At 60.5% G+C, this 25946-nt stretch carries 29 protein-coding genes and 1 pseudogene; 9 read left to right on the top strand and 21 right to left on the bottom strand.

Annotated features, from left to right (window positions below; genetic code table 11):
- Nucleotides 1-649 precede the first annotated feature (649 nt).
- The 5 genes from CKO42_RS27985 (at nucleotide 650) to CKO42_RS16055 (ending at nucleotide 2608) form a co-directional block, all read left to right on the top strand.
- A complete protein-coding gene (locus CKO42_RS27985) occupies nucleotides 650-775 on the top strand; it encodes a hypothetical protein (protein WP_274608927.1) in 126 nt (41 codons plus the stop codon).
- Between the two features lie 103 nt (nucleotides 776-878).
- Nucleotides 879-1145, top strand: a complete 267-nt coding sequence (locus tag CKO42_RS16075) for a type II toxin-antitoxin system RelB/DinJ family antitoxin (protein WP_200246221.1) — start codon at nucleotides 879-881, stop codon at nucleotides 1143-1145.
- On the top strand, nucleotides 1132-1413 hold the full coding sequence (locus CKO42_RS16070) for a type II toxin-antitoxin system YafQ family toxin (protein ID WP_200246219.1): 282 nt from the start codon (nucleotides 1132-1134) through the stop codon (nucleotides 1411-1413). Before CKO42_RS16075 ends, CKO42_RS16070 begins: the two co-directional genes overlap by 14 nt.
- 334 nt (nucleotides 1414-1747) lie before the next feature.
- On the top strand, nucleotides 1748-2149 hold the full coding sequence (locus CKO42_RS16060; protein ID WP_200246217.1) for a type II toxin-antitoxin system MqsA family antitoxin: 402 nt from the start codon (nucleotides 1748-1750) through the stop codon (nucleotides 2147-2149).
- Nucleotides 2150-2389: 240 nt separating this feature from the next.
- Complete coding sequence (locus CKO42_RS16055) at nucleotides 2390-2608, top strand: glycosyltransferase (protein WP_338034933.1); 219 nt, start codon at nucleotides 2390-2392, stop codon at nucleotides 2606-2608.
- Between the two features lie 234 nt (nucleotides 2609-2842).
- On the opposite strand, the gene CKO42_RS16050 is transcribed toward CKO42_RS16055, so the two are convergent.
- The 6 genes and pseudogenes from CKO42_RS16050 to CKO42_RS16025 all read right to left on the bottom strand — a co-directional run bounded on the left by CKO42_RS16050 (nucleotide 2843) and on the right by CKO42_RS16025 (nucleotide 5667).
- Entirely contained in the window at nucleotides 2843-3298 is a 456-nt protein-coding gene (locus CKO42_RS16050) for a DUF29 domain-containing protein (protein ID WP_200246215.1), read from the bottom strand.
- A gap of 210 nt (nucleotides 3299-3508) precedes the next feature.
- Complete coding sequence (locus CKO42_RS16045; RefSeq protein WP_200246212.1) at nucleotides 3509-3799, bottom strand: type II toxin-antitoxin system RelE/ParE family toxin; 291 nt, start codon at nucleotides 3797-3799, stop codon at nucleotides 3509-3511.
- On the bottom strand, nucleotides 3787-4077 hold the full coding sequence (locus tag CKO42_RS16040; protein WP_200246210.1) for a CopG family ribbon-helix-helix protein: 291 nt from the start codon (nucleotides 4075-4077) through the stop codon (nucleotides 3787-3789). The genes CKO42_RS16045 and CKO42_RS16040 overlap by 13 nt, the downstream gene beginning before the upstream one ends.
- A 290-nt stretch (nucleotides 4078-4367) precedes the next feature.
- A pseudogene (locus CKO42_RS16035) lies at nucleotides 4368-5000 on the bottom strand (GDP-mannose 4,6-dehydratase); the annotation flags it as partial.
- Nucleotides 4988-5410, bottom strand: a complete 423-nt coding sequence (locus tag CKO42_RS16030; protein ID WP_200246208.1) for a type II toxin-antitoxin system VapC family toxin — start codon at nucleotides 5408-5410, stop codon at nucleotides 4988-4990. The pseudogene CKO42_RS16035 and the gene CKO42_RS16030, both read right to left, overlap by 13 nt.
- Entirely contained in the window at nucleotides 5407-5667 is a 261-nt protein-coding gene (locus CKO42_RS16025; protein WP_200246206.1) for a DUF6364 family protein, read from the bottom strand. The genes CKO42_RS16030 and CKO42_RS16025 overlap by 4 nt, the downstream gene beginning before the upstream one ends.
- 191 nt (nucleotides 5668-5858) lie before the next feature.
- On the opposite strand from CKO42_RS16025, the gene CKO42_RS28735 reads away from it, so the two are divergent.
- Together CKO42_RS28735 and CKO42_RS16015 are read left to right on the top strand one after the other, a co-directional pair.
- Complete coding sequence (locus CKO42_RS28735; RefSeq protein WP_200246204.1) at nucleotides 5859-6125, top strand: sugar phosphate nucleotidyltransferase; 267 nt, start codon at nucleotides 5859-5861, stop codon at nucleotides 6123-6125.
- A 151-nt stretch (nucleotides 6126-6276) separates the two neighbouring features.
- Nucleotides 6277-6966, top strand: coding sequence for a glycosyltransferase (locus CKO42_RS16015; protein ID WP_200246202.1), 690 nt, complete (start codon nucleotides 6277-6279; stop codon nucleotides 6964-6966).
- On the opposite strand, the gene CKO42_RS16010 is transcribed toward CKO42_RS16015, so the two are convergent.
- Complete coding sequence (locus CKO42_RS16010; RefSeq protein ID WP_200246200.1) at nucleotides 6911-8386, bottom strand: hypothetical protein; 1476 nt, start codon at nucleotides 8384-8386, stop codon at nucleotides 6911-6913. The two genes, CKO42_RS16015 and CKO42_RS16010, sit on opposite strands and share 56 nt — an antisense overlap.
- Nucleotide 8387: 1 nt before the next feature.
- Nucleotides 8388-9593, bottom strand: coding sequence for a hypothetical protein (locus tag CKO42_RS16005; protein WP_200246198.1), 1206 nt, complete (start codon nucleotides 9591-9593; stop codon nucleotides 8388-8390).
- 152 nt (nucleotides 9594-9745) lie between these two features.
- On the opposite strand from CKO42_RS16005, the gene CKO42_RS16000 reads away from it, so the two are divergent.
- Nucleotides 9746-10114 carry a DUF2304 domain-containing protein gene (locus tag CKO42_RS16000; RefSeq protein ID WP_200246235.1) on the top strand — a complete coding sequence of 123 codons (369 nt, stop codon included), beginning with the start codon at nucleotides 9746-9748 and terminating at the stop codon, nucleotides 10112-10114.
- A 103-nt stretch (nucleotides 10115-10217) separates the two neighbouring features.
- Nucleotides 10218-11339: a glycosyltransferase gene (locus CKO42_RS15995; protein WP_200246232.1), complete on the top strand. Its 1122-nt coding sequence runs from the start codon at nucleotides 10218-10220 to the stop codon at nucleotides 11337-11339.
- A gap of 66 nt (nucleotides 11340-11405) precedes the next feature.
- Here CKO42_RS15995 and CKO42_RS15990 read toward each other — a convergent pair whose 3' ends face one another.
- From CKO42_RS15990 to atpB, 13 genes are all read right to left on the bottom strand, one after another.
- A complete protein-coding gene (locus tag CKO42_RS15990; RefSeq protein ID WP_200246196.1) occupies nucleotides 11406-13304 on the bottom strand; it encodes a phospholipase C/P1 nuclease family protein in 1899 nt (632 codons plus the stop codon).
- Nucleotides 13305-13472: 168 nt separating this feature from the next.
- Nucleotides 13473-14093 (bottom strand): hypothetical protein, encoded by a 621-nt coding sequence (locus CKO42_RS15985; protein WP_200246194.1) that lies wholly within the window; start codon nucleotides 14091-14093, stop codon nucleotides 13473-13475.
- Nucleotides 14094-14229: 136 nt separating this feature from the next.
- Entirely contained in the window at nucleotides 14230-15618 is a 1389-nt protein-coding gene (locus CKO42_RS15980) for a trypsin-like serine protease (protein WP_200246193.1), read from the bottom strand.
- Nucleotides 15619-15644: 26 nt separating this feature from the next.
- The gene (gene glmS, locus CKO42_RS15975; RefSeq protein WP_200246191.1) at nucleotides 15645-17549 is read right to left on the bottom strand and encodes a glutamine--fructose-6-phosphate transaminase (isomerizing); all 1905 of its coding nucleotides are present in this window, start codon (nucleotides 17547-17549) and stop codon (nucleotides 15645-15647) included.
- 108 nt (nucleotides 17550-17657) lie between these two features.
- Nucleotides 17658-19025 (bottom strand): bifunctional UDP-N-acetylglucosamine diphosphorylase/glucosamine-1-phosphate N-acetyltransferase GlmU, encoded by a 1368-nt coding sequence (gene glmU / locus CKO42_RS15970; RefSeq protein ID WP_200246189.1) that lies wholly within the window; start codon nucleotides 19023-19025, stop codon nucleotides 17658-17660.
- Nucleotides 19026-19206: 181 nt separating this feature from the next.
- Nucleotides 19207-19629, bottom strand: a complete 423-nt coding sequence (locus CKO42_RS15965) for a F0F1 ATP synthase subunit epsilon (protein WP_200246187.1) — start codon at nucleotides 19627-19629, stop codon at nucleotides 19207-19209.
- 29 nt (nucleotides 19630-19658) lie between these two features.
- On the bottom strand, nucleotides 19659-21035 hold the full coding sequence (atpD, locus tag CKO42_RS15960) for a F0F1 ATP synthase subunit beta (protein WP_200246185.1): 1377 nt from the start codon (nucleotides 21033-21035) through the stop codon (nucleotides 19659-19661).
- Between the two features lie 114 nt (nucleotides 21036-21149).
- Nucleotides 21150-22019 (bottom strand): F0F1 ATP synthase subunit gamma, encoded by an 870-nt coding sequence (gene atpG, locus CKO42_RS15955; RefSeq protein ID WP_200246183.1) that lies wholly within the window; start codon nucleotides 22017-22019, stop codon nucleotides 21150-21152.
- A gap of 116 nt (nucleotides 22020-22135) precedes the next feature.
- Nucleotides 22136-23677, bottom strand: a complete 1542-nt coding sequence (gene atpA / locus CKO42_RS15950; RefSeq protein ID WP_200246181.1) for a F0F1 ATP synthase subunit alpha — start codon at nucleotides 23675-23677, stop codon at nucleotides 22136-22138.
- Between the two features lie 13 nt (nucleotides 23678-23690).
- Nucleotides 23691-24230, bottom strand: a complete 540-nt coding sequence (locus CKO42_RS15945) for a F0F1 ATP synthase subunit delta (RefSeq protein WP_200246179.1) — start codon at nucleotides 24228-24230, stop codon at nucleotides 23691-23693.
- A gap of 9 nt (nucleotides 24231-24239) precedes the next feature.
- The gene (locus tag CKO42_RS15940; RefSeq protein ID WP_200246177.1) at nucleotides 24240-24710 is read right to left on the bottom strand and encodes a F0F1 ATP synthase subunit B; all 471 of its coding nucleotides are present in this window, start codon (nucleotides 24708-24710) and stop codon (nucleotides 24240-24242) included.
- A 60-nt stretch (nucleotides 24711-24770) separates the two neighbouring features.
- Nucleotides 24771-25004 carry a F0F1 ATP synthase subunit C gene (atpE, locus tag CKO42_RS15935; protein ID WP_200246175.1) on the bottom strand — a complete coding sequence of 78 codons (234 nt, stop codon included), beginning with the start codon at nucleotides 25002-25004 and terminating at the stop codon, nucleotides 24771-24773.
- Nucleotides 25005-25076: 72 nt separating this feature from the next.
- Nucleotides 25077-25943: a F0F1 ATP synthase subunit A gene (gene atpB / locus CKO42_RS15930; protein WP_200246173.1), complete on the bottom strand. Its 867-nt coding sequence runs from the start codon at nucleotides 25941-25943 to the stop codon at nucleotides 25077-25079.
- Nucleotides 25944-25946 lie beyond the last annotated feature (3 nt).

The following is a 25946-nucleotide window of genomic DNA, read 5'->3' as shown; positions in this document are numbered from 1 at the left end:
TAAGTGACGAGGCTACCTCTAGGTTCGCTTGCGCTGCGGCCTGCGGTTTTGCACCCACGAAACTCACGACCCTTGGTTACCCAAACGCCGCTCCGGGGCACTACAGTGGTGTACGAGCAACTCCATCGGCGGGACTTCAACCCGCAAGTTAATCAGCCTGTTACGGCATACGGTCAGGTCTTGCAATCCAGCATCGTTCGGCGATGCTTGATCGCACATCATAGACACTCGGAGCGCGGTTCATGGGGCGCTTGCTCCCTGACATCACGTTGAGTGTTGCCGTCATTGGTGGTGTAGAGCAGCTCGTTCGGTAAGCAGCTGGCGCAACCGCTGGCCTTGGGCGATGTCGAGCTGGTGCAGAGGCCCTTTGTCTGGTCCGCCTTAGCCTAGCTGCACGCCTTGCAGCCGACGGCGACCATGGTCTGGGCCTTGGCGCGCTGTGGGGTCATGTGCCGTGCGATAACGGCAGCCTGGTGCTCGGCACGGCCGGTGGCAGGATGATCCCGGTTACCAGCAGTATCTGCGCACCGCTGAGCGCGCCTTTACGCTGGGGCCGAGCGCGCATAACGCGCCGGTCATCAATGGTGAGGCGCAACGGCACAAGCGCCCGACGCTGCTGAGTGCCACGCGCCTGAGCGACGCGCCCGAGGTGCCGTTTGCCCTGGTCGACCTGACGGCCTGTTATCCGCCCGAGGCCGGTGTCACCCAGGTGTGGCGGGCGCTGTGGTGGCTATTCTCGTTTGCCGAGACGCGCCCGCCGCTGGCCAAGCTGTGATGGTACATGCGATCAATGGGGAACCGTTGTGGCGTTGCCGGCGTTTGGATTTGTAGTCATATCTGGACTACAATCGAGACTTGCTGATGACGGAGACGAAGCCATGCCGAACACTGACACCTATGTCCGCGCCCGCATCGATGTCGCAACCAAGGAGCGCGCGACCGCTGCACTCGATGCCATGGGCTTGTCCGTGTCTGATGCCATTCGCCTCTTGATGCTCCGTGTTGCCGAGGATCGTCGCTTGCCGTTCGAGGTCAAGGCGCCGAGCGCGAGCAGTCGCCAGGCATTGGCGGAGATCGAGGCTGGGCAGGTCGAGCGTTTCGACAGTGTTGATGCCCTGATGGCTGATCTGCATGCGGGCGATTGATCGCCCCAGTTCATTCAAACGCGATTACAAGCGCGAAGCGAAAGGCCAGCACCGAGCGACGCTTGATGCGGATCTGATGCCGGCGCTCAAGGCGCTGGTTGTCGACCAGCCGCTGGAGGCGCGTTACCGCGACCATGATTTGACTGGCGATTGGTCTGGCTATCGCGAATGTCACATCAAACCGGATTTGCTGCTGATCTACCGCAGGGAGGGCGATGACAGGCTCATCTTGGCCCGACTTGGATCGCACAGCGAGCTGTTCGGGTGATCGGTCTCGTTCGATCCGCGCTCACCCCTCTATCGCGAGCCGATCCTCGACCCGAGCGGGCTGTTCGTGGTGATCTCCCAATCCGGCGAGACCGCCGACACGCTGGAAGCTCAGGTGGATTGTGCTACAGATCCGGAGTGCTGAGGGGAGTGGGTTGCCGGAACGCCGAGCACTCGCCTGGCGGTGACGTCGATGTCCCGCTTGCCAGCTATAACCAAATAGGTTAGCTTCTGGTGATGGAGAAACGCACCCCGCACTGCAAGCTGGATGTCGTGCAAGCCCTGGTCAGGGCTGGCCAGGTGCGAGCCACCCGATCCGCACGAGAAACCGCGACATGAAGTGTCCTGTTTGTGGCGCGGCAGAACTGATTCGCGACACGCGCGACATCCCCTACACCTACAAGGGCGAAACCACGCTTATCCCGTCGGTCACGGCTGACTTTTGCCCGGCCTGCGACGAGTCCATCACCGATCGGGCCGAAACCGAGCGCGTCATGTGTGAGATGCAGGCTTTCAACAAGCAGGTGAATGCGGCCATTGTCGACCCTGACTTTCTTGCTCAGGTGCGCAAGAAATTGCATCTCGGGCAACGCGAGGCGGCCGAGCTCTTCGGTGGAGGTGTCAATGCCTTCTCCCGCTACGAAACCGGCAAGACCAAACCGCCGCTTGCGCTTGTGAAGTTATTCAAGCTGCTTGACCGTCATCCCGATTTGCTCGACGAGCTAAAGATGGTTTGAGCGGTTGAACAAGCGGGGATCGATAAGGGTGTCCAACTGGGCGTGCAGCAGGGCGAAGCCCTCATCCTGCTGGCTCTGCTACAAGAGAAATTCGGTCCAGACTGTGTCGATGCCTACCGCGAGCGCATCCCTCTCCGTTGCTGCGCTACCTTGAGCTCATGACCTATCCTGATTCCACCTGCTGGAAGTTCCTCTCACACCCGGACGTTTGGCGCTGGCGGGCGGTCTTGGACCAATGACGTGATCATAATCCCCGCCTACAACGAAGCGGCATCGATCGGCGCTGTGATCGCCGAGGCGCGGCGGCTGCGACCTGAGCCTATCGTCGTGATCGACGATCACAGTACGGATGAGACGGCGGCCGGCCATTGCCGAGGCGGCTGGAGCGACGGTCTTGCGCCTGCCGTTGCGGCTTGGTGCTTGGGGTGCAACTCAGACCGGCCTGCGCTATGCGCATGAGCAAGGATGGGACCCAGTCGCCGGGGACGAAGCCCGTGAGCAGGTCGCGCACCATGGCAGCGTGAGCATAGAGGAGCTTGTAGCCGCTGTCGTGGGTGCCGGTGATGTCATGGCGCGAGCTTGGTGTTGGCCTGGTTCTTCTAGGGATGCGGCTCGATTGCACGCAGGGCCTCGACTTGGCCCAGTGTCAGGCCGGTTGCCTAGGTAATCTGTGCGTCACTGAGTGCGCCGAGGTCAGTGCGCTTGATCTTGGGCTTGCGGCCAATATCCTTGATCCAGCAACTGCTCGGCCGAAAACGGACAAGTCGGCGGGAACTGAGTTTCAGGCAGACCGGTTTCGCCGGCGGCCAGCAAGCGGGCACTGAGGTAACTGTCCTCCAAGTCTGCCGCGAAACGCGGTGTTAAGCTGGGACTGTCGAGCATGAGTTCTTGGAGCTGCTTGCGTTGTTCGCGGATGGTCCCGATCCAGCTCGGGCTGCGATGATCGGGCTGGTGGGCGTATTTCAGCAGATGCGCGAGCAGGATGACGGTGCGACTGCGCAGGGCGCGCTTCTCCCGCTTGCCCATGTCTTCGAGCTCCTCGGCCAGATGTTCGACATCGATCTGTTGCCACTGGCCCGCACGCAGTAAGCGAGCCTGGTCGGCAAACCAGAGGTAGTAATCCTGATCGTAGGCGAGTGTGCTGTTCATAGGTTACGACCAATGAGATTCATGTGTTGCCGCTGGCTCAGCGAGAAGGCCGCCGGTTGGCTCAGCCACAGGTGGCCGAGCTGCGGTCAAGGATTGGGGATGTTAGCTGGGTCGCGGTGGGATTGGGTAGGGTCGTCGCGATTGAGCGCAAGCAGGACCGATCGGACATCGGCACAGAATCTGGATGCGACTGAATGAGCAACGACACCATCAAAAGCCCACTTCGTTCTGATGACGCACGGCCAAAATCGTGACGCATTGCCGGTCGACGCCGTAACGGGCTACATAGCCACTGTCACCAAAATCGACGATCCAGTCGCGGAATAGGTCTTCCATATCCTCAACCGGCCGGCCCACTCCCGGCTGTTGTGCCAGCAGCCTGACGCCTTCGCGGATGGCCTTGACAGCCCGCTTGGCCGCCTCTGGGTTCTTGGGGGCGAGGAAGCGATAGAGCCGCTGCACATCAAGCAGGGCCTCAGGCGACCAGATCAGCTGTGGCATGGCGGCGGATCAATGTCGTGACCCTGTTCAAGCTGCTCCAGCCAGGCATCCGCTTCTGCCGCGCTCAGATGCAATCCGCTCGATCGGTAAGCCTCCCAGGCCTTGAGCGCATCCTGGCGAAACGCCTCTCGCTTTTCTTCGCGCTCCACATAGTCAGTGATGGCTTCGCGCATCAGCCAGTGCGGTGTGCGCTGACGCGCCTCGGCCAAGCGTTTCAATCGGGCTTTCATCGCGTCATCGAGCTTGATCGCAACAGGGCGGACGGTAGCACCAGTCATGGCAGCCTCCACTAAAGCAATAAGAGTTAATACCTTAATCTACTATAGTCAAGCCGGCCTGGCTGGAGTCCGCGGGCGGTTGCTTGGGCAATCTGTGCGTCACTGAGGGCGCGCCTTGGCCCAGTCATAGGCTTCTCCGGGAAACCCCAATGACAGCTGTCATTGCAGATGCACTACACTCTTGTTGATCAGCGCCCGCAGCAGTTCGAGTGCTTCGGCAAAGACCCGCTTGAAGACGTAGTCGTTGGTAGGGTCGAGGAGTGTGGGCATGGCGGATCGGCCTGCTGGCTTCAGCGCCCATCCTCGCGCGCAATCGGGATCGCGTGGCCATGGGCCTTGAGCAGGGCGAAGCGGCGGGCGCTTTGGAGGTCTTCAGCGAACATCTCGGCGACCATCTCCTGGACGGTAATTTCGGGCACCCAGCCGAGGCGCTCGCGGGCCAGGGTGGGATCACCGAGCAGGGTCTCGACCTCGGCCGGGCGCTTGCCGGTGGCGATGACGAAGTCTTCGGGCTGCTCCTGCTGGAGCATGAGCCATTGCATGCGCACGTAGTCTTTGGCATGGCCCCAGTCGCGCAGCGCGTCCATGTTGCCGAGATACAGGCACTGCTCGAGGCCTTGGGCGATGTTGGCCAGGGCGCGGGTGATCTTGCGGGTGACGAAGGTCTCGCCGCGGTTATTTTTATCGGAGGTGGAAGCCTGGTAGAAGCGCGTCTTGTCGGTGAGGCCGAGGAAACGGATTGCTTCGAGCAGGCGCAGGGTGCCGATGGCATCGACGTCGGCAGTGTACTCGGGGGCCTCGAAGCTGACCGCGACATGGGATTGGGCGCCGAGGTTATAGACCTCGTCGGGCTGCACCTGTTGGATGATGCGCGTTAGATTGGAGGTGTCGGCGGGTTTTCGGGGACGGGTCACAATTTTTCGGGATTGAGCAACGCGAGGAATTCATCGGGGGTCAGGATCGGCAGGATTTCGGTCGGGAAATCGCCGGCGTTGCGCGTTAGCAGATAGTCAGTGCGCGCGTGAAGTGCACTGTAGAACTGGATGGCATCCTCGAAGTCCGGAATCTTTGAGTCGATGGCTTGGTTCAGGATGCGCTGGTCCGCAGCGACGCTGGCAAAGCTATCACGCATTAAGATTAGTGCCCGGCGTGCGGCGGCCGTATCGCGCGCCTTTCGAACGATATAGAAGACATTGTTGAAGCTGATGGCAGAGATGAATGCCTCGCAAGCGCCCGTCTCGGCCATCGTCCAGATGCGGGCGGCCGCCCTATAGAAGGGTTTGCGCTGCGCGAGGACGTCGAGTAGCAGATTGGTGTCGACGAAGATCCTCATTGGGTCTCGCTGTAGCGTTCCCATAGCGCCTCACTGAGGAGATCAGCGTCCGAGTGGCTGGGATCCAGATCCACCAACCCGGTCGCGCTCTGAGTCAGCGGACCGATGAAGTCCGCATGATGCGAATGGTCCAGCGCATCGAGTCCGCAGACGAGTCCGGCGAGCATGGCCGAGACACTGGTGTTGCGGGCGCGTGCTGCTTGCTTCGCGCGCTCGACAACCGACTTATCCATACTAAGGGTGAGCTTTGTGTTCATGGTGAACCCTAGGATACGTAATAAGCTTCAAAATCGTACGTGTCAGCAGTGGAGCCGTCAAGCGAAAGCCGGAGGCAACCGCCAGCCTCGAAGCCCTGCGTGCCCATGCTGGTACCGGACGACCGCTAGGCGGCGATGAATTTTCACAGCGCCGAGACGCCGGAGATCATTTTCCACTGAGCCTCTTCCTGATGCTGTCCGGCATCCGCGGGATTTTGATCATCACCACCCTAAAAGACAGCGCCGCCTTCCAGGCGCTGCTGGGCGATGGCCAGCGGTGTGGCATCCAGTTCGCCGATGCCGTGCAGCCGTCACCGGACGGACTGGCGCAGGCCGGAAGACAGCGTTTTGAGCAGCGTCTGCCCGATCAGGGGTTCGACGAATGCTTTCCTGGACGCGAGGGGCTGCTCGTGCACGCTCGCTTTTTTAGCTTTAACGCGCCCGGGCTTGTCACGTAGAATTTGGTTTACCCCTTCAAGATCCGCTTGCGACCGCGTCCCTCTCAGTTACCGCATTGCCTGGAGCTCATGACCCATCCTGATTCCACCTGCTGGGAGTGCCTCTCACACCCGGACGTCTGGCGCTGGCGGGCGGTTTTGGGCCGATGACGTGATCATCATCCCCGCCTACAATGAAGCGGCATCGATCGGCGCTGTGATCGCCGAGGCGCGGCGGCTGCGACCTGAGCCTATCGTCGTGATCGACGATCGCAGTACGGATGAGACGGCGGCCATTGCTGAGGCGGCTGGAGCGACGGTCTTGCGCCTGCCTTTGCGGCTTGGTGCTTGGGGTGCAACGCAGACCGGGCTGCGTTATGCACATGAGCAAGGATGGGGGCTTGTGGTGACGCTGGATGCAGATGGGCAGCATGAGCCAAGCGGGATTGCGGCGGTGATAGCGCCGCTCTTGGATGGTCGCGCTGATGTCTGCATCGGCGCTTGCCCGGCACGGGTGAGTCGGGCCCGGCGCTTGGCTTGGCATTATTTCCGCTCCATTAGCGGGCTCTCCCATGAGGACATCACGTCCGGATTCCGCGCATACAATCGGGCCGCCATCGAGACCTTGATCCGCCCGGCAGCGACCTTGCTTGATTATCAGGATGTCGGCGTGTTGCTGATTCTGCGTCGACACGGATTGAGCGTGAGCGAAGTCCCGGTGTTGATGAAGCCTCGCTCAAACGGAAAATCCCAGGTGTTCGCGTCCTGGTGGAAGGTCGCACACTACATGGTCGTCACCAGCATCCTCACGCTGGCGGCGATTGGCTTGGATGATGCGCCATCGGAACCCTATGAGTACTGAGCGTTAACATCCAAAACATCAGCGCCGGTGAAAACTGCAGGAAGATGCGGTTGATGCTGGTTCCTTTAACCGCCCATTCAGCGGCGTTGGTCCAGAAAAAGAGCAGATAGAACGCGAACAGCGCCGAGAGGACCCAGATCAGCCCAGCGCGAGACCAAGGTTCTGAATAACGGCGCCGGCCGACCTGGATGAAAGCAGCGGCAAGCGCAAGGAGCAGCAGATAGCCAAACAGATGCCAGCTGCTTCGCACGAATAGGTGCTGCCAGACGGGGCCCCAGTCTCCCTGATAGCCCAGGTTGAATTCACCGACGTAAGGTAAGACAAGACCTCCCGGCGCTACGCGGAGCTCCCCTAGTAGCGGCAGCTTGATCTCAACGCCGCCCGTTAACCAAACCCAACAGGCGAGCCCCGCTGCGACGACGCCTGCGATCAGCCACCAGCGCCAGGGCATCCAAACAGCAGCTAAGGCGGGCAGGAACAGCCCCGCCCAAACCGCGCCCTCCTGCTTGATGAGCGGAAGACAGCCGACGAGCGCTAAGGCTAGCGCGCCTTGGCGCCAATCGCGATCACGCACCCAGTGCAAGAAGGCCATAAACGCAAGCCCAATCAGGGTTGCAAGCCAGAGATCAGCATAGCCGGCAAGCGCAATGTGGCTATCTAGAATCGGAAGTGAGAACACTAGCCAGACGGCGACCAGTGCCGCCAGCGGCGACACGCCCCAGCGTCGCGCTTGGCCAAAGAAGGCCAGCGCTAGGGCCGCAGCGCAGCCTAGCCATGGCAGCTTCGCCACCGACTCATTCCACTCGCCGAGGATCAGGACCGGCCAGGCGGCCAGCAGCGAGACAGTCTCGGGATATTGGTAGGCATCAATCGTATAGCTGCCAGCCGAGGGGTCAGCAAGCCACGCCTGCGGTGAGATGAAAGGGGTCAGGGTTTGCAGCTCAGTCCAGACGCGAGCGCGCACCATCCAAGTAGTCCAGGCATCCCAGGAGAACAAGGGCTGCCACCAGAGCTCCAGGGCGAGGCCGAGGAGGCGCCCCAACAGCCAAAGCAAGAGTGCCCCGAACAGGATCCCCTGCCAGATCGGCACTGGCTGCTCGGGGTTTGGAGCGGCGACGGCAGCAGCGTCCGGTTTCTGACCAGATTGCGCGTTGGAGATCCGGCTGGAGCGCCAAAACACCAGGAAGGCGGCCGAAACGATCAGGGCGGTTAGGCTCAGCAATAGCCAGGGTTTTAGGTCCAAACCGAGGTTGCCGATGAGCCTTAACAGGCCTGCAGCGATGAGCGAGCCGAGCACAAAGCCGTAGCCAACCAACATAGGCCATCGGCCAGGGCTGGGCTGCGCCCAAAGCCCACGAAGAACCAGCGTACCGGCAAGCCAGGGCAACAGCATCCCGGCTACTAAGAGGAGCCAAGCCATGTTAGGTCTCCCCTCGCACGCGAAACAGCTGGCCGAAGCCCTGGGCTGACCAGACCGGCTGAACGGGCAGCGATTGGCCCTTTAGGCTCAAGGTGCGTTGACGGGGGTCGTAGCGCACTGACTGGAGCGGAGCAATGAGGAAGAGAAAGTCGCCGGGAGCCACCTCGTCTGCTCTCGGTAGCCGCACAAGGCCTGAATAAGCTCGATGCGGTAACAGGTGATAGCGCGTTCGACCGGCGAGATAACCGCCCGCATCGTTGCTGATGATCAGGATACGCGAAGGCTCAGGCGGCAGTTGGGCGCGTAATGCCTCGACCAATTGAAACAATTGACCATCGGGTGCTGCCTGTGGTCGGACACTGTGATCAAGCTCAGCATAACGGTCACGGCTGTCTGTTAAACGCGCCAGTAGCTGCCCTTGCCAGCGGAGATCGAGTAAGAGCCAGGCAGCGATGATGAGCACTAGCACAGCCGTGACATGGCTAGACGCCGAGCAGCGCCGGCAGGCCATCCAGTTGATCAGGGCGGCTAACGCAACCCAGAGCGCCAACGCCAACGCCGGCGAAATGCCAAAGACTGTTGGCTCAGCGCTGAGCGTGAAGTTGATCGAGCGCTGACTCCAGGGTTCTTGGTGACTCCAGGCAGCCGCTGCAGCTAACAACGCGCTTCTGCAGCCACCTTGGGCAGGAGCGAGGCCAAGCGACGCAATTAGCACTGGCTCTGGCAAAGCACCTGGCAGCAACAGACCAATCCTGTCGACTCGCCCGGTCCAGGCCGGGTGCTGAGCGAGGTTGGCCATCGACTGTTCTCGTTCAGCAGCCGAAGGTTGATAGACGATTGCGCGTCCTGGAGCCTTGCTTGTTGTCCAGACCACCTGAACGTCCTGCTCGGGTCGCAAGCCGATGACGCTCCAGTTGACGAGACCATAGTCGGCGGCTGACAGGTCGAACTGCGGCGTGAGCAGCAGTACCTGGTTGTTTGCACCCGGTGCGCGCACCAGGAGGCCATTGGCGGTCACCTCGCCGCTGCCTTGTTGCAGAATGAGATCTTCGCCGGACACCCGATGCGTCTTCCCCGGGGCGGTGATGGCGCCGACAAGACAGAGGCCGATCATCAGCACGAGCGCAGCTGCGAGTCCGGACAGGGCAAACCGCAGTGCGACCCTGACCTTTCCCTCTTGACTATGGTCTGTTTGCCCTGGGCTCATCTCGCTATCTCCTCTCCGCTCGGGCATTCAGCTGGTTCGCCCGCTCTGCATCAAGCATCAGTCACAGCATGACACTTTGTGACCTTGTATCCTAACGCTCATGGAAGGGCGCCACCCCGGAAACCCAACACCGAGAGTTGTTGACAGTAAGCATGACCTATCAGTGGACGTCGATCGTTATCGGACTCGCTCTCGCCAGCACGATCTTGTGGCTAGTTCGTCGCTCTCATCTCCACGGGCCTTACGCACTCTGGTGGGTGGGTGTCGGCGTCGTGGTCGTCGGCCTAGGTTTTTTTCCTCGCCTGTTCGATTTGCTGGCCAGCCAGGTTGGAGTCAACTACCCACCCATCTTGGCGGTTGTACTCGGTTTCTCGCTGTTACTGATCAAGATGTTAACCATGGACCTAGAGCGCTCGCGTCAGGAACGACAAATCCGACGCATGGCTCAACGCATGGCGATCCTCGAGGCGCGGCTTGCCGAACTGCGTGATCGAAGCAAAACCGAGCGTGACTCGGCTTGAGTGGAATGACTACGGCATTTTGTTCGTGAGCGCACAACCAACTCGCCAGCCCGCGCCGCGTGTACTGCACATCGGCAAATTTCTGCCCCCATTCGCGGGCGGGATGGAGCACTTCCTGTGGGACTTGTTGCAAGCGCAGCAAACATCTGGACTATCCGCGGCGGCTCTTGTGCACCACGAGCAACCCGGTTGGCACCGTGTTACGCCAGACGCAGGCTGCGCATTGCCGATCTATCGCGCGCCCTGCCTCGGGCGGGTGCTCTATGTGCCGATCGCGCCGACCTTTCCGCTTTGGCTCAATCGGGCCATTCGCGAATTTGCGCCGAACATTCTCCACCTGCATCTCCCGAATAGCTCGGCCCTGGCTGCACTGAGCCTGCCGAGCGCGCGGCGGCTGCCTTGGGTGGTGCATTGGCATGCCGACTTGGTGGCGTCACAGTTGGACCGGCGTCTGGCGTTAGCCTATCAGTTTTACCGGCCTTTTGAACAACGCCTGTTGCGGCATAGCCGAGCGGTGATTGCGACCTCCCCGCCCTACCTCGAGGCGAGCGAGGCGCTGCTGCCGTGGCGCGACCGCTGCACAATCATCCCGCTCGGCCTCGACGCGGCCAGAGTCTGCGCCCCAAGTGCCGAGGTTATGGGCCGCGTTGCCCAGCATTGGAAGCCTGGTCGACTCCGTGTGCTCGCGATCGGCCGGCTCACCTATTACAAAGGCCACGAGGTGTTGTTGCGTGCCATCGCTGCGATGCCGAACGCGCAGGTCCTGATCGTCGGCAGCGGCGACCGAGCGCCGCTGCTCAGCCAGATGATCTCGGATCTCGGCCTCCGAGACCGTGTCCAGTTGCTTGGCTCTTGCTCAGACTCGGAAGTCGCAGCGCTTCTCACCAGTTGCGATCTGCTTTGTCTACCATCGCTGGAGCGCACTGAAGCCTTCGGAATGGTGCTGCTTGAGGCGATGCGCTTTGCAAAGCCGGTGGTGGTCAGCGCAATACCCGGCTCAGGCGCCGGCTGGGTGGTCGAAAAGGCCGACAATGGCTTGTTGTTCCCACCAGGAGATTCAGCAGCGCTCACCAAGGCCCTCGAGCATCTTGCTCATGCGCCAAGCCTCCGCCTGAGACTCGGGCAGAACGGTGCTCTCGCTTTGGCCCGCGAGTTTCGGATCGATTCGATCGCAGAGGCCATCAGCGGTGTTTATGCTGAGGCGCTTGCGGAAGGCGTTCGCTAGATCACCGCACCGCTGTTGGCTCAGTCACTCCAGCGGACACCTTGGTCCCATCGCGTTGGGCATCCGTTAGGGTTGTTGTGGAACCTGAAGGCCTAGCTGGAGCCGCTGATAGAGTTGCCTGATCAAGGCCCACCAAGGACTCGGAGGCGGCAGCACGGCGGCGGTTGGCAGAAAACTCGACTGGCCAAGATCGGGGCTGAGGATGAAGCGGCTCGGAAAGGCCAGGCCGGTTTCTTCAGTGCCATCACAGCTGAAACGATGTGGCGGTGGGTCAATGATTGTGTAGCCAAGATTGAGAATATCCTTGGCAGTGACCGGGAAGGGCAAGGGATTGAGGAAATCCGGGATCGGGGTCTTTGAGCCAATAGGATCAGTCTGGAAGAAGTCGGTGATTTCAGCAGCAGACATGCGGGTGCCGGTCAGGCAGACGCCGGCAACCTCTTCGAGCACGCTGAGCCAGTAATCGGTGCAATTTGCCCCTAGCTCGAGGCCGTCATCAATGAGCCAGACGTTACGGTCAAGAAGCTGGCCCGACCAAAGGTATGGAAGCTGGTACGGAAAATCGCTCTGCCAGTGGCGCTGGAGGGTGGCGATCAGCGTATCGGCGGCGTCCGCAACGGCGTCGCGATCCGCGGGCTGCAAGGGTCGAGACCAGCGCCAGTGGCAGTGTTGGTAGCCAATCTCGACCTGGGGGAGACCGAGCCGATCGGGGGCTTCGTCGGACCCCTCGGGCAAGACTGTGATGCGCAGTTGGGTGATCTCTGGCAGCCTGATCTCATCCGTGAGTTCCATCGCGATCGGGCGCCCGGCTGCGTCGCGGCCAAGGTAGACGCTGAGATGGGTGAAGTCTCCAGGGATGAACGGCGATGCGATCCCTTCCTCAAGCTCGGTCATCGGGTCATCACGACAGCCACCAACCGCGATGAAGTCCCATGGCTGTACGGATTGACGAAAATGCATGGGACTGTGCGGCCAGCGTGCCTCAAGCACATAGGCCAATGGTGCGAGCGTCGAGATGTCGAAGAACGGCTGACGCCTGACCTTGACCAAGACGTCGCTGCTCTGGCCTTCGTGCTGGGCGGTCAGTCGGTAGTCGCCCTCGATCAATGGGGCATCGACCATGGTCTGGTTGTTGATCAGTACAGGGGCTTCCGTTTTTAAGACAGCGCCATCGGTGATCTGAGTCCAACTGAGCTCAATGGCGGGGCTGGTGATGGCGTCGGCAACGCGATCAGGGGAGGAGTCAAGCGCAGGCATGGATGGCGATACTGTCATGCGGACGCCTTGGCCAGGTTGAAGCGCCGTGCGATTAAGCTGCAGGTGCATCCGGGCCTGTTCGGGGAAGGCCTGATACCAGAGACTAACCCAGAGGTCGCGGGTATCTGCAACGGCCTGATGAAAGGCCTTGACCGCCAGCGGAAAGCTGTCGGTCTCGGCAACGGCGGCCTCAACCCAAGGTGAATAGAGGCGATTAGCGCGCGGTATCGCGACCTCGGCCCATGCCATGACCTGATCCCAGCGTCGGATGCCAGGGTCGGCGAACTGCGGCAGCTCAGCGCGGCGGGCATAGGTCTGCTGCTCTTGCTGCCGATGCAGTAAAGCTGTTTCCCGAGGGTCGTTGCCCGTGTGGAGCGGATGCAGGTGGTCTTGTGCGTAGTGGAAGAACTCACCGAGTCGCTGAGCCGCACTGCTGGAGCCAGAACCAAGCTCGTCAACGACCTGGGCCGCGGTCGCCTGAAGATTGAGCAGCGATTCTGGCCGGCTGAAGTCGATACTCGGATGCAGATCGATCTCGTGGTTGATCCAGTCGCCGAGCAAGTCGGGGGCGATCGAGCCACGCTTGACGTCGTCTAAGCGATCACGAAAAGCCTGCTGAATGTCAACAGGCAGGGCATTGTAGGCGGCCTCGACGATGAGAGGATGCGTGAAGGTATGCCAAGCCCCTGCGGACTGTGAGAACAACAATAGCAAAAGCGCGTTAGCAATAACCCAAGGCCGCGCCGGTTGGCGCGGCCACGGCTGCGATCGCCTGTAATGGTTGCGCATCAGTGGATGCAGCGGGCCTGTTGTTGACGTGTTATCTAGGCTGACAGTGTCAGTGCATTCGTTTGATCACTCTGCTGCTACAGGCGGTCACTCACCGGCGCTCGGGATGATGAGATTCAAGAGATTTGACTGCCCATCACTGTAGCCGCCCAGCACATCGATACCACCTCGGCTGTTCTGCATGATCAATGTCATGATCACATCCCAGAGCTCTCGTTTAACGAACATGCCGCCGATCGTGGCAACTCCGGGCGGGATGCCGAGCATCGACAAATCATTTTGTCCCGCATCGATGTACAAGCGGAAGCACATCTGGTTTTCGTTCTGGTACTCACAGCGGAAGGTACTGAGAAAGCCGACAGCATCAGCAGGTTGACCACCGAAGGTACAGACTGAGGTGCCTTTGTCGAGGAAAGCGCTGAGCAGCCCCTCTCCAGTATTCCCCCCTGCCTGTACCTGAGACGGTAGTTGATTATCCACGAGCACATCGCCCGTATCGACATCCGCCAATGCCCCGAACAACACCGTGTAGAGCGCGTCTGCCTGGGACAGGGTATAGGAGCCATCCGATGCCTTGAAACGCGCGATCACGCAGGCATTCATCCCTTCGGCCTGCAAAAACGTGACTCCAGCATACCAGTCCTCTGCGAAGGCTTTCAGGGGTGCGACCAAGCTAACTAAGAGGGTAAGCGCAATCAACTTTTTCATCATAAATCTCCTAACACCACGATTACGACTTACAGTTTAGTCTAACTTTATGGCTACAGTATGGTTGTGACGGCGTTAGCTCGCAGGCGGCGTCGCATATTGACCTAGATCAAGTTCAAGTGGCGCGACTCAGGCTTTATTGAGGATTGTCAGCGCGGACGCCATAGGAGAACCAGGCAATCCCTTGGTCGATGAAGTGCGGGTAGTTCTGCAAAATCGACACTTTTTCAGCTTCGCTGGCGGTATAGAATGGCGCTTGCACCAGGCTGTTCCAAAACCGGTGTACAGGTATCGTGCCAGAAACCTGGGTGAGATAGGCGTACCAAGCAATGCCCTCATAACCCCATTCTGGCAGCGTCTCTAAAATATTCTCTTTTTCTTCTCTGTAGGCCGTATAAAACCAAGAGCCTGTGATTGAATGACGAAAGCGGTAGACAGGCACCAGTGAGTCGTTTTCTAAATCTGTTGGCTCGCTCCAGACTGGTCCTTCTTCAATATAGCTTTCTGGGAAATTCTTGGTTAAATAATCACGCTCCAGCGAGGATGAAGTATAAAAGTGGGATTCGCTCTGGATGTTTTGGAACCGATAGATGTTTCTTCGGCTTGTGAGCGCGAAATCAAGCCCTGTTTGGCCTTCGATCCAATCAACATAGCGTGATACTCGGGTGTAGACACCTGGGTATCCAGGGCGCGCACAACCGTTACCCCAGCTTACAATTCCGGCTAGCCGATATCCCCTAGCCTGATCAGCAACCATGAGTGGACCTCCACTATCACCTTGGCAAGCATCCTTGCCTCCTTCTAGAAAGCCAGCACATAGCATGTTCTCAGTGATCAGCGCGCCATAGAGGGTTTGACGACATCGCTCTGAGGTCAATAGGGGTAGCGTGACTTGTTGCAGGATGTCGGATGCCGCTCCATTTTCACGAAGCGTCCCCCAGCCAATGACGATGGAATCTCCTCCATTCGGAGCCAAATCCGGCTCCTGTGACGGCAACAAAGGAGAAATGGTTCCAATATATTCACCAACGATCGGCTGAGAAACACTTAATAAGGCAATATCATTTTCAAATGTGAAAGGATTATATTGAGGGTGACGAATAACCTGGAAAATCTCTCTTGTTTGCCCTCCTGAGCGAAAACTCAGAGAACCCGCCCTAACACGCATTTCCGACACATTGAACGGCCACCCTGCTCCGTCGAAGGTGCAATGGGCGGCAGTAACGATCCAGTGAGGTGAGATGAGGGAGCCACCGCATAAGTAATTGCCCGCGAGAACGGCAACCTGCCAAGGCCACTGACCTAATTGAGCGTCAGAGCCATCGACGATTCGTGTCTCGGGCAGTCGTCCGCCCGCGACTGACGATGCCGCTAACAGCCCAGCGGATTGTGTTTCGCCATTGAACAGCGCTTGATCAGGTTCACAATGGCCGGGCGTGATCAAGCCGACGTGGATAACCCCGGTGACTTCGGCCATCAGTAGTATCAGCCCGAATAGGCTTGCCTGGATGTTACTCGGCTTCATGCGAGCCTCCTCCCGGACCTTGATGGTCATTCTACTGTGACAGATTTCGCCAGGTTGCGAGGCTGATCAACATCGGTGCCCTTCAGCACGGCGACGTGATAGGCCAGCAGTTGCAGCGGGATGGTGAAGACCAGCGGATCAATGAGATCGTCGGTCTCGGGCACCCGGATGATGGTGACACCGGGGCCTTGCTGGAACGCGACCTGGTTATCGGCAAAGACAAAGAGCTGGCCGCCGCGGGCGCGGACCTCCTCGAGGTTGGATTTGAGCTTCTCGAGCAGGGCGTTGTTCGGCGCGACCACGACGACGGGCATGTCCTCGTCGATCAGCGCCAAGGGGCCATGTTTGAGCTCACCGGCCGGATAGGCCTCGGCATGAATGTAGGAGATCTCTTTGAGCTTGAGCGCCCCTTCCATCGCGATGGGATAGGCTTCGCCGCGGCCGAGAAAGAGGCAATGGTGCTTCTCGACGAATTGTTCAGCGAGGGCGGCCACCTGGTCATCGAGCGCGAGAACACGCTCCAACTGTGCTGGTAGCGAGCGTAACAGCTCAATCTGTTGGGCAGCACGCGCCTGTTCATCAGACCGCTTGTCATCAGGCCGCTTGACGTCATCGCCTGGTCGGGGCTGATCGGCCTGATCCCCCTGAATCGCCGGCTGCAGACGCGCCAGTGTCAGCGTCAACAGCAGCAGCGCCACCAGCTGGGTGGTGAACGCCTTGGTTGAGGCAACACCGATCTCGGGTCCCGCGCGGGTCAGCAACACCAGATCAGACTCGCGTACTAGGCTGCTTTCCGGCACGTTGCAGATCGCCAGCGTGGTCGCGTAACCACTCTCCTTGGCGATGCGCAGCGCGGCCAGGGTATCGGCGGTCTCCCCCGATTGTGAGATCGTCACGAACAACGAGCCCGGCGGCACCACATGTTTGCGATACCGGTACTCGCTGGCAACCTCGACATTGCAGGGCAGACCGACGAGCGATTCGATCCAGTAGCGCGCCACCAGCCCGGCGTGGTAGCTGGTTCCGCAGGCAACGATGGTGACCGCCTGCGCCTCAGTAAATATCTGTTCGGCGTCGACCCCGAAGGCCTCGGGCAGCACGCCTTCACTGCTGAGCCGACCCTCGAGGGTGTCGGCAACGGCCCGCGGCTGCTCGAAGATCTCCTTCTGCATGAAATGCCGGTATTGACCGCGCTCGGCCGAGTCCGCCGCCACCGACGATTCACGCAGCGGCCGCTCGACCTGCTCGCCCTGGGCGTTCCAGATACGAAGCTGGTCGCGACGCAGCTCAGCAACATCGCCTTCTTCGAGAAAGATGAAGCGGTTGGTGACCGGGAGCAGCGCGAAGACGTCTGAGGCGATGAAGTATTCTTGGAAGCCAACGCCGATAACGAGCGGACTGCCTTGGCGCGCGGCCACGAGCCGATCGGGGTAGTGGGTATCGATGACCCCAAGGGCGTAGGCCCCATCTAGGCGCGCGATGGTCTCTCGGACCGCCTCGGTCAGATCCCGGCCGGCCTCGAGCTGGTCGTAGATCGCATGGACCACCACTTCGGTATCGGTCTGGGAGGTGAAGCGATGACCGGCTGCGGTTTGTTCGCGGCGTAATACCTCATGGTTCTCGATGATGCCGTTGTGCACCAGAGCGCAGCGCTCGCGCGCCATGTGCGGATGTGCGTTCTGCGTCGAGGGCTCGCCGTGCGTCGCCCAGCGCGTGTGGGCGATGCCGAGGGTTCCGGCAAGTGGCTGCTCCTCCAGCGCGGCACTGAGCGTCGAGACCTTACCCAGCGTGCGCAGGCGGCCAATCGGTCCATCCGGTTGAATGACGGCAAGCCCTGCCGAGTCATAGCCACGATACTCGAGGCGCCGAAGGCCTTCGAGGAGGATCGGCGAGACCGGGCGATGCGCAATGGCGCCAACGATGCCACACATAGAGAAGCTCCTATAGCCGTTCACCTTGACCGCCGGACCCGAAGATTCCAGGCCGCGGATCTGTTCAGCCGATGCTGCTCGCTGTCATCGAGGGAAGCGGCTGTAAGCCTAGCTCGACGACTTCACCGGACGCTGCCAACCCTCAATCGTCGCCTGCCGAGCGCGGGTGAGGGTCAGCTTTTCCGCCGGGGCGTCGCGGCTGATCACCGAGCCAGCGCCAATGGTTGCGCCAGTGCCAACCGTCACTGGCGCGACCAGTGCCGTGTTCGAGCCAATGAAGGCGCCATCGCCAATCTGGGTTAGATGCTTGTGCGCGCCGTCATAATTGCAGGTGATGGTGCCAGCGCCGACGTTGACTCTAGCACCAATCTCAGCATCACCAATGTAGCTCAGGTGATTGACCTTGCTACCGGCGGCAATATGAGACTTTTTGACCTCAACGAAGTTACCGATATGGCAATCTTCGGCAATCTCAGTCTCCGGCCGCAAGCGGGCGAAGGGCCCAATGCGGGCGCCGGCCGCGACCGTGGCGCCGTCGATGATCGAGTTGGCGAACACTTCGACCCCGACGCCAAGGGTGCAGTCCTTGAGAAAACAGTTCGGCCCGATGCGGCAGTTTGCACCAATGCGTACCCGCCCCTCGCAGATGAGATTGACGTCGAGAAAGACATCTTGGTCACAGATCAGCGAGCCGCGCACGTCAATGCGCGTTGGGTCCGCGAGTGAGGTGCCGTCTCGCATCAGTTTCTCAGCGAGGCCATGTTGATAATGGCGCTCGAGCTGCGCGAGCTGCGCGCGGTCGTTGACACCTGCGACCTCCTCCGGGCTCTCCGGCGCACAGGTCGCAACAGCGACGCCATCGCCAACCGCCAGCCCAATGACGTCGGTGAGGTAGTATTCGCGCTGCACGTTATCGTTACCAACCCGGCCGAGCCAATCAGCCAGGCAGGCACGCTCAGCGACGATGATGCCTGTATTCACCTCGGTGATGGCGCGCTCCGCGGTGCTGGCATCCTTCTGCTCGACGATCCGCAACACGCGGTTGCTCTTATCGCGCACGATCCGGCCATAGCCGGTCGGATCAGTCAGCTCCATGGTCAACAAGCCCAAGCGAGTCTCAGCCGTGTCATCGACGAGCCGATTGAGGGTCTCGGGCTCGATCAGCGGCACATCGCCATAGAGCACTAATACCCGATCCATCGCCGCCATGGCCGGCATCGCCTGCAGAACGGCATGGCCTGTGCCCAAGCGTTCGGCTTGTTCAACCCAAACCGCCTGCGACTGCGGGAAGGCCGCCGGCACTTGCGCGCCGCCGTGGCCATAGACGACACACACCTGCGCCGCACCCAAGGCCACAGCCGCATCGAGCACATGGCCCAACAACGGGCGCCCGGCGAGTGGATGTAGGACCTTCGGCAGGGTGGATCGCATCCGCGTCCCCTTACCGGCGGCAAGAATGACAACACCGAGCTTCATCGACGCTTCCCCTTCAAACAGTCAGCGGCCTAACAGTTATAGCGCGCGGCGCGAGCGCTGATAATAACCCAACCGCATCGCACAACGCCTCTGCGGCCTCAAGTCCCACAAAGCAAAACACCCCCGCTTTAGAGGCGGGGGTGTCGATCGGACATCAAGCTCGGCGTGATCGCCGTTGCGATCAGCCTCTCATCTTGCGCAGCTTCTCGATCGCGCGCAGCTGAGCGATGGCCTCGGCGAGCTCGGCCTGTGCCTTCGCGTATTCAAACTCAGCGGTCTGGCCAGCCAGTGCATCCTCGGCGCGGCGCTTGGCCTCCAAAGCCTTGGCCTCGTCAATGTTCTCGGCTCGGATCGCGGTGTCCGCTAGGACAGTGATGATGTCGGGCTGAACCTCGAGCATGCCGCCGGAGACGTAAAAGTGCTCCTGCTTGCCGTGGTCGTCCTCGACTCGGACATCGCCGGGCTTGAGCCGGGTGATCAAGGGCGCGTGACGCGCTGCGATACCCAGCTCGCCCATCTCACCCGGTGCGTAGAGCATCGCTGCGAGGCCGGAGTGGATCGCCCCCTCCGCACTAACGATGTCGACGTGAACAGTCATTGCCATGATTCAGACCCTCCGCGACCGCAATGCGATCACATGCTCTCCGCTTTGGCGACGGCCTCGTCGATCGAGCCAACCATGTAGAACGCCTGCTCAGGCAGACCGTCATGCTCACCTTCGACGATCGACTTGAAGCCGGCGATGGTGTCCTTGAGGTTGACGTACTTGCCGGGCGAGCCGGTGAAGACCTCGGCGACGAAGAACGGCTGCGACAAGAAGCGTTGGATCTTCCGCGCGCGGGAAACGATCAGCTTGTCGTCCTCGGACAGCTCATCCATACCAAGGATGGCGATGATGTCCTTCAGCTCCTTATAACGCTGCAGCGTGCCCTGCACGGCCCGGGCGGTATCGTAATGCTCTTGGCCGACGATGTTCGGATCGAGGATACGACTGGTCGAATCCAGCGGGTCCACGGCGGGGTAGATACCCAGCTCGGCAATCTGACGCGAGAGCACCAGGGTCGCATCCAAATGCGCGAAGGTGGTAGCTGGCGATGGATCGGTGAGATCGTCCGCCGGCACGTAAACGGCCTGGAACGAGGTGATCGAGCCGGTGTGGGTCGAGGTGATGCGCTCCTGCAGGGCGCCCATCTCAGAGGCCAGCGTTGGCTGATAGCCCACGGCCGACGGCATGCGGCCCAGCAATGCCGAGACCTCGGTGCCGGCCAGGGTGTAACGGTAGATGTTGTCGATGAACATCAGCACGTCACGACCTTCCTCACGGAAGTACTCGGCCATGGTGAGGCCGGTCAGCGCCACGCGCAGACGGTTGCCCGGAGGCTCATTCATCTGACCGTAGACCAGGGCAACCTTGTCCAAGACGTTGGATTCGGTCATCTCATGGTAAAAGTCGTTACCCTCGCGGGTACGCTCACCGACACCAGCGAACACCGAGAAGCCCGAGTGCTCGGCGCCGATGTTGCGGATCAGCTCCATCAGCGTGACGGTCTTGCCGACGCCGGCACCACCGAAGAGGCCAACCTTGCCGCCTTTGGCGATCGGCATGATCAGGTCGATGACCTTGATGCCGGTCTCGAGGATCTCGGTCGCACCGGCCTGCTCCTCAAACGAGGGCGAGTCGCGATGGATCGGCCAAGATTCCTCGGCGCCGATGTCGCCCTTCTCGTCGATCGGCTTGCCAAGCACGTCCATGATGCGCCCGAGGGTCTTCGGACCGACCGGCACCGAGATCGGCGCACCGGTGTTACTCGCATCGATGCCACGCTTGAGGCCGTCGGTCGAGCCCATCGCGATTGTGCGCACGACACCATCACCAAGCTGTGCCTGGACCTCAAGCGTCAGACCGGTCGAGTCGACCTGCAGCGCATCGTAGACCTTCGGCATCGCGTCGCGCGGGAACTGAACGTCGACGACGGCGCCAATGATTTCCACCACCTTACCGGAACTCATAGCGGATTCCTCTGTTCTGCCTTGCGGCTGTTCGCAAGGGCGTGTTTACCTTGAAGTCGGTTGCCGTCGCGATCAGAAGCGCTTGCCCTGACAACTCGCGAGCAAGATCGGTCGTTAGCCAACGGCGGCTGCGCCGCTGACGATCTCGGACAGCTCTTGCGTGATCGCCGCCTGGCGCGCCTTGTTATAGACCAGCTGGAGCTCGTCGATCAGGTCGCCAGCGTTGTCGGAGGCCGCCTTCATCGCCACGCGACGCGCGGCCTGCTCGCAGGCACCGTTCTCGACCACGGCCTGATAGACCAGGGACTCGATATAGCGGGTCAGCAGACTGTCGAGGACCAACCTCGCATCTGGCTCGTAGAGATAGTCCCAGACCGGCCCCGTCGGTCGCTCTTCGTCGCCGGCTTGCAAGGGCACGAGTTGCCGAATCATCGGCTGTTGCGTCATGGTGTTGACGAATTCGTTGTAGACGACGTAAACCGCGTCGACCTCACCGTTCTCGAAGGCGTTGAGCATCACCTTGACGGTGCCGATCAGGTCCTCGATGTGCGGCTTGTCACCAAGCTGCGTGACCTGTGCCTCGACCTTGCCGCCAAAACGGCGGAAAAAGCCTAGGGCCTTGCCACCGATCGTGCAAAAGACCGGCTCGATACCTTGCGTCTTTTGCTCTTTGATGCTGGCCACCAGGCGCCGGAACAGATTGCTGTTCAAGCCGCCACACAGGCCTCGGTCCGAGGAGACGACAATGTAGCCGACGCGCTTGATCTCGCGCTGCTCGGCCATGAAGCTGTGTCGATACTCGGGCGATGCCTTCGCCAGGTGGCGAATCACCTGCAGCATCTTTTCTGCATAGGGACGCGAAGCATGCATACGCTCTTGCGCCTTACGCATCTTTGAGGTCGCGACCATCTCCATCGCACCCGTGATCTTTTGGGTACTCTTGATGCTCGAAATCTTGGTGCGGATCTCTTTGGCGCCTGCCATTGCGTGCTCCGTGTGTGAGCGGGCGCGCCCGGATGGACGCGCTCACGCCAGACCTCTATCTCGGTTGAGCCAAACTCACCTGTCGCGCCGCCCGGACGTCTGCCCGGGCCGGCACATCACCAGGTGTTGTTGGCCTTGAAGTCCTTCAGCGCACTGTGCAGCGCGCTCTGAACCTCGTCGTCGTATTTGCCCGAGGCGTTGATGTCGTCGAGCAGCGCCTTGTGACTGCTGGACATATAGCTCTGCAGGGCACGCTCGAAGTCGACGACCTTCTTCACGTCGACGTCGTCGAGATAGCCTTCATTCGCCGCGAACAGCGAGACGGCCATCTCACCGACATTCAGCGGATGATACTGCAGCTGCTTCATCAGTTCGGTCACGCGCTCGCCGCGCTCGAGTTGCTTGCGCGTCGCCTCATCAAGATCCGATGCAAACTGCGAGAAGGCCGCCAGCTCACGGAACTGCGCCAGTGCCAGACGGATACCACCGCCGAGCTTCTTGATGATCTTGGTCTGAGCCGCACCACCAACACGCGATACCGAGAGACCGGCGTTGATCGCAGGCCGAATGCCAGCGTTGAACAGATCACTCTCGAGGAAGATCTGACCGTCGGTGATCGAGATGACGTTGGTGGGGACGAAGGCCGAGACGTCACCGGCCTGGGTCTCGATGATCGGTAGCGCGGTCAGGGAGCCGGTCTTTCCCTTGACCTTACCGCCCGTGGCCTTCTCGACGTAGTCGGCGTTGACGCGCGCGGCACGCTCGAGCAGACGCGAATGCAGATAGAACACATCACCCGGATAGGCCTCACGACCCGGCGGACGACGCAGCAGCAACGAGACCTGACGATAGGCCCAGGCCTGCTTGGTCAGATCGTCGTAGACGATCAGCGCGTCTTCGCCCTTATCGCGGAAATACTCGCCCATTGCGCAGCCCGAGTAGGGTGCGATGAACTGCAGCGCCGCTGAATCCGAAGCGCCAGCGTGGACGATGATGGTGTGCTCCATCGCGCCAAACTCTTCGAGCTTGCGCTGCACCGCGGCGACCGATGAGTTCTTCTGGCCGACAGCGACGTAGATACACTTAACGCCGGTGCCCTTCTGATTGATGATCGCATCCAGGGCGACGGCGGTCTTACCGGTCTGGCGGTCACCGATGATCAACTCGCGCTGGCCGCGGCCGACCGGAACCATGGCGTCGATGGCCTTGAGGCCGGTCTGCATTGGCTGATCGACCGACTGACGTGCGATAACGCCGGGGGCGATCTTTTCGATCGACGACTGCGCCTCAGCCTTGACCGGGCCTTTGCCATCGAGCGGCGTTCCGAGCGGATCAACCACGCGACCGAGCAGGCCCTCACCCACCGGCACCTCGAGCACGCGGCCGGTGCAGCGCGCCCAGTCGCCTTCGGAGAGATGCGTGTAGTCGCCGAGGATAACGGCGCCCACCGAGTCCCGCTCCAAGTTCAGCGCGAGCCCGAAGGTGTTGTTCGGGAACTCCAGCATCTCGTAGTACTGGGCGTCAGAGAGCCCGTAGATGCGGACGATACCATCGGTCAAGCTGACAATCGTGCCTTCGGCTCGCGCCTCGGTCTTGATGTCGAACTGCTCGATCTTCTGTTTGATGAGATCACTGATCTCGGAGGGATTGAGTTGCATGGCGGTGTCCCGTTCAGAATTGCAATTCGTTAGCCAGCTGCTGCAGCCTGCCACGCACCGAGCCGTCGATAACGACGTCGTCGGCGCGGACTTCGAGACCGCCGATGAGGCTTGAGTCTTCCTCGACCGTCAGCTCGACCTCAGCGCCAAAGTGGCTCTTCAGTGACGACTGAAGGGTCTTCTGCTCTGCAGCCGACAGTGCATAAGCGCTGCGGATCTGGATGTGGCGAACACCCTGGACCGCGGTTTTGCGGGCCTCAAAGAGGCGAGCGAGATCGGGCAAGACCGTCAGCCGCTCATTTTCGGCGAGCAGACGGACCAGATTCTGGACCTCGACGCTCAACCCCTCGCCAGCGACCGCAAAGAGCAGATCCACCAGTTCGCGATCACTGAGATTCGGATTCCCGATCTGGGAGGCGACCTGCGGATCAGCAACAATGTCGGCAAGCTTGGCTAGGGCGTCGGACCAAGCATCGAGCTGCTTGCTGGCGCGGGCCACCTCGAAGGCGGCCTCGGCATAGGGTCGCGCGATGGTTGTGCTGTCTCCGGCCATTGACGCGTCCTAAAGCTGTTTTGCGAAGGAGTCGATCAGTGCCTTGTGCGCACTGGCATCGATCTCTTTTTCCAAGACCTTCTCGGCAGCGGCCACGGCCAGCGCGGCCATGCGCTCACGCAATTCCTCGCGCGCCCGATTGGTTTCCTGCTCGATCTCGGCATGGGCCGCCGTTTTGATGCGATCGGCCTCGCCCTGTGCATCACGCTTGGCCTCATCCATGACCTCGTTGTAACGCTTCTGGGCCTGAGCAACGATATCGGCCGCCTTAGCCTTTGCCGCTTTCATCTCTTCCAGGGCCTTCTGGCGGCCAATCTCTTGCTCTTGCTGGCCACGCTCGGCGGCTGCCAAGCCTTCGGCGATCTTGGTCGCCCGCTCGTCTAGCGCCTTCATGATCGGCGGCCAGACGTATTTCATACAAAACGCCACGAAGATCGCGAATGCGATCATCTGGCTGATGAGGGTCAGATTGATGTTCATCCTATTGCCTCGTTGGGGGACGCGCGGTGAGCGTTGCTGTCCGTCCGGGACGAGACGAGATCAGAGTGCGAACATCGCGTACAGACCCATCGCGATAGCGATGACTGGCAGCGCGTCGGTCAGACCCATGACGATGAAGAATTGGGTGCGCAGCATCGGGATCAGCTCAGGCTGGCGGGCAGCGCCTTCAAGAAAACGGCCACCGAGGACACCGATACCCACACCGGCACCAATGGCACCAAGACCCAGCATCAGACCGGCCGCGACGATGATAAGAGCTTCTGCGATTTCCATTTGAATTCCCCCTCGGGAGAGCGTTGAGTGATCGGAAAGATCAGTGAAATGAAAGATCAGTGAAAGTAAAGATCAGTGATCGGTCTGATGAGCCATGTCGAGATAGACGATGGTCAGCACCATGAAGATAAAGGCCTGCAGGGTGATGATCAGGATATGGAAGATCGCCCAAGCCAACTGCAGTGCGCCGCCACCCAGGCTCAGCACGATGTTATGGCCGTACATCAGCGCCACGAGAATGAAGATCATCTCGCCGGCATACATGTTTCCGAACAGTCGCAGCGAGAGCGAGAGCGGCTTCGACAGCAGGCTGATGCCTTCGAGGATCAGGTTGGCCGGGATGCCGAACTTACCGAATGGGTGTAGGGTCAACTCGCCAACGAAGCCCCCCACGCCCTTTATCTTGATGCTGTAGTACAGCACCATGAAGAAGACGGCGAGGGCCATGCCGAAGGTCACGTTCGGGTCGGTGGTTGGAACCACACGCATGAACACATGATGCGGATCAGCACCAAACAGAGACATGAATTGACCGAAGGCCCATGGAATCAGGTCCACCGGAACCAGGTCCATCAGATTCATCAAGAAGACCCAGGCGAAGATAGTGAGCGCTAGGGGAGCGACCATATCGTTCTTCGCGCTGAAGGAGCCGCGCACGTTCTCGTTGACGAAATCAATGATCATCTCAACGAAATTCTGTGCCTTGCCCGGAACGCCGGCCGTCACATTGTCGGCAACCTTGCGGAAGCCAATGAGGAACAGATAGCCGAGGCCGATCGACCAGAGCAAGCTGTCGACATGCAACGCCCAGAAGCCCATGGCGGCGGCCTCATCAGCATTGTGCGCGAAGACAAGACCTTGATCCGGCAGCCAACCCAGCGTGAGGTTGGTCAAGTGATGCTGGATGTAGTCGCTAGCGGTAAGCTCTGCGGTGGCCATCGA

The sequence above is a fragment of the Lamprobacter modestohalophilus genome, assembly GCF_016583905.1.
GTDB lineage: Bacteria > Pseudomonadota > Gammaproteobacteria > Chromatiales > Chromatiaceae > Lamprobacter > Lamprobacter modestohalophilus.
The sequence above is the reverse complement of the archived record's forward strand: the minus strand, read 5'-3'. Positions and strand labels throughout refer to the sequence as shown.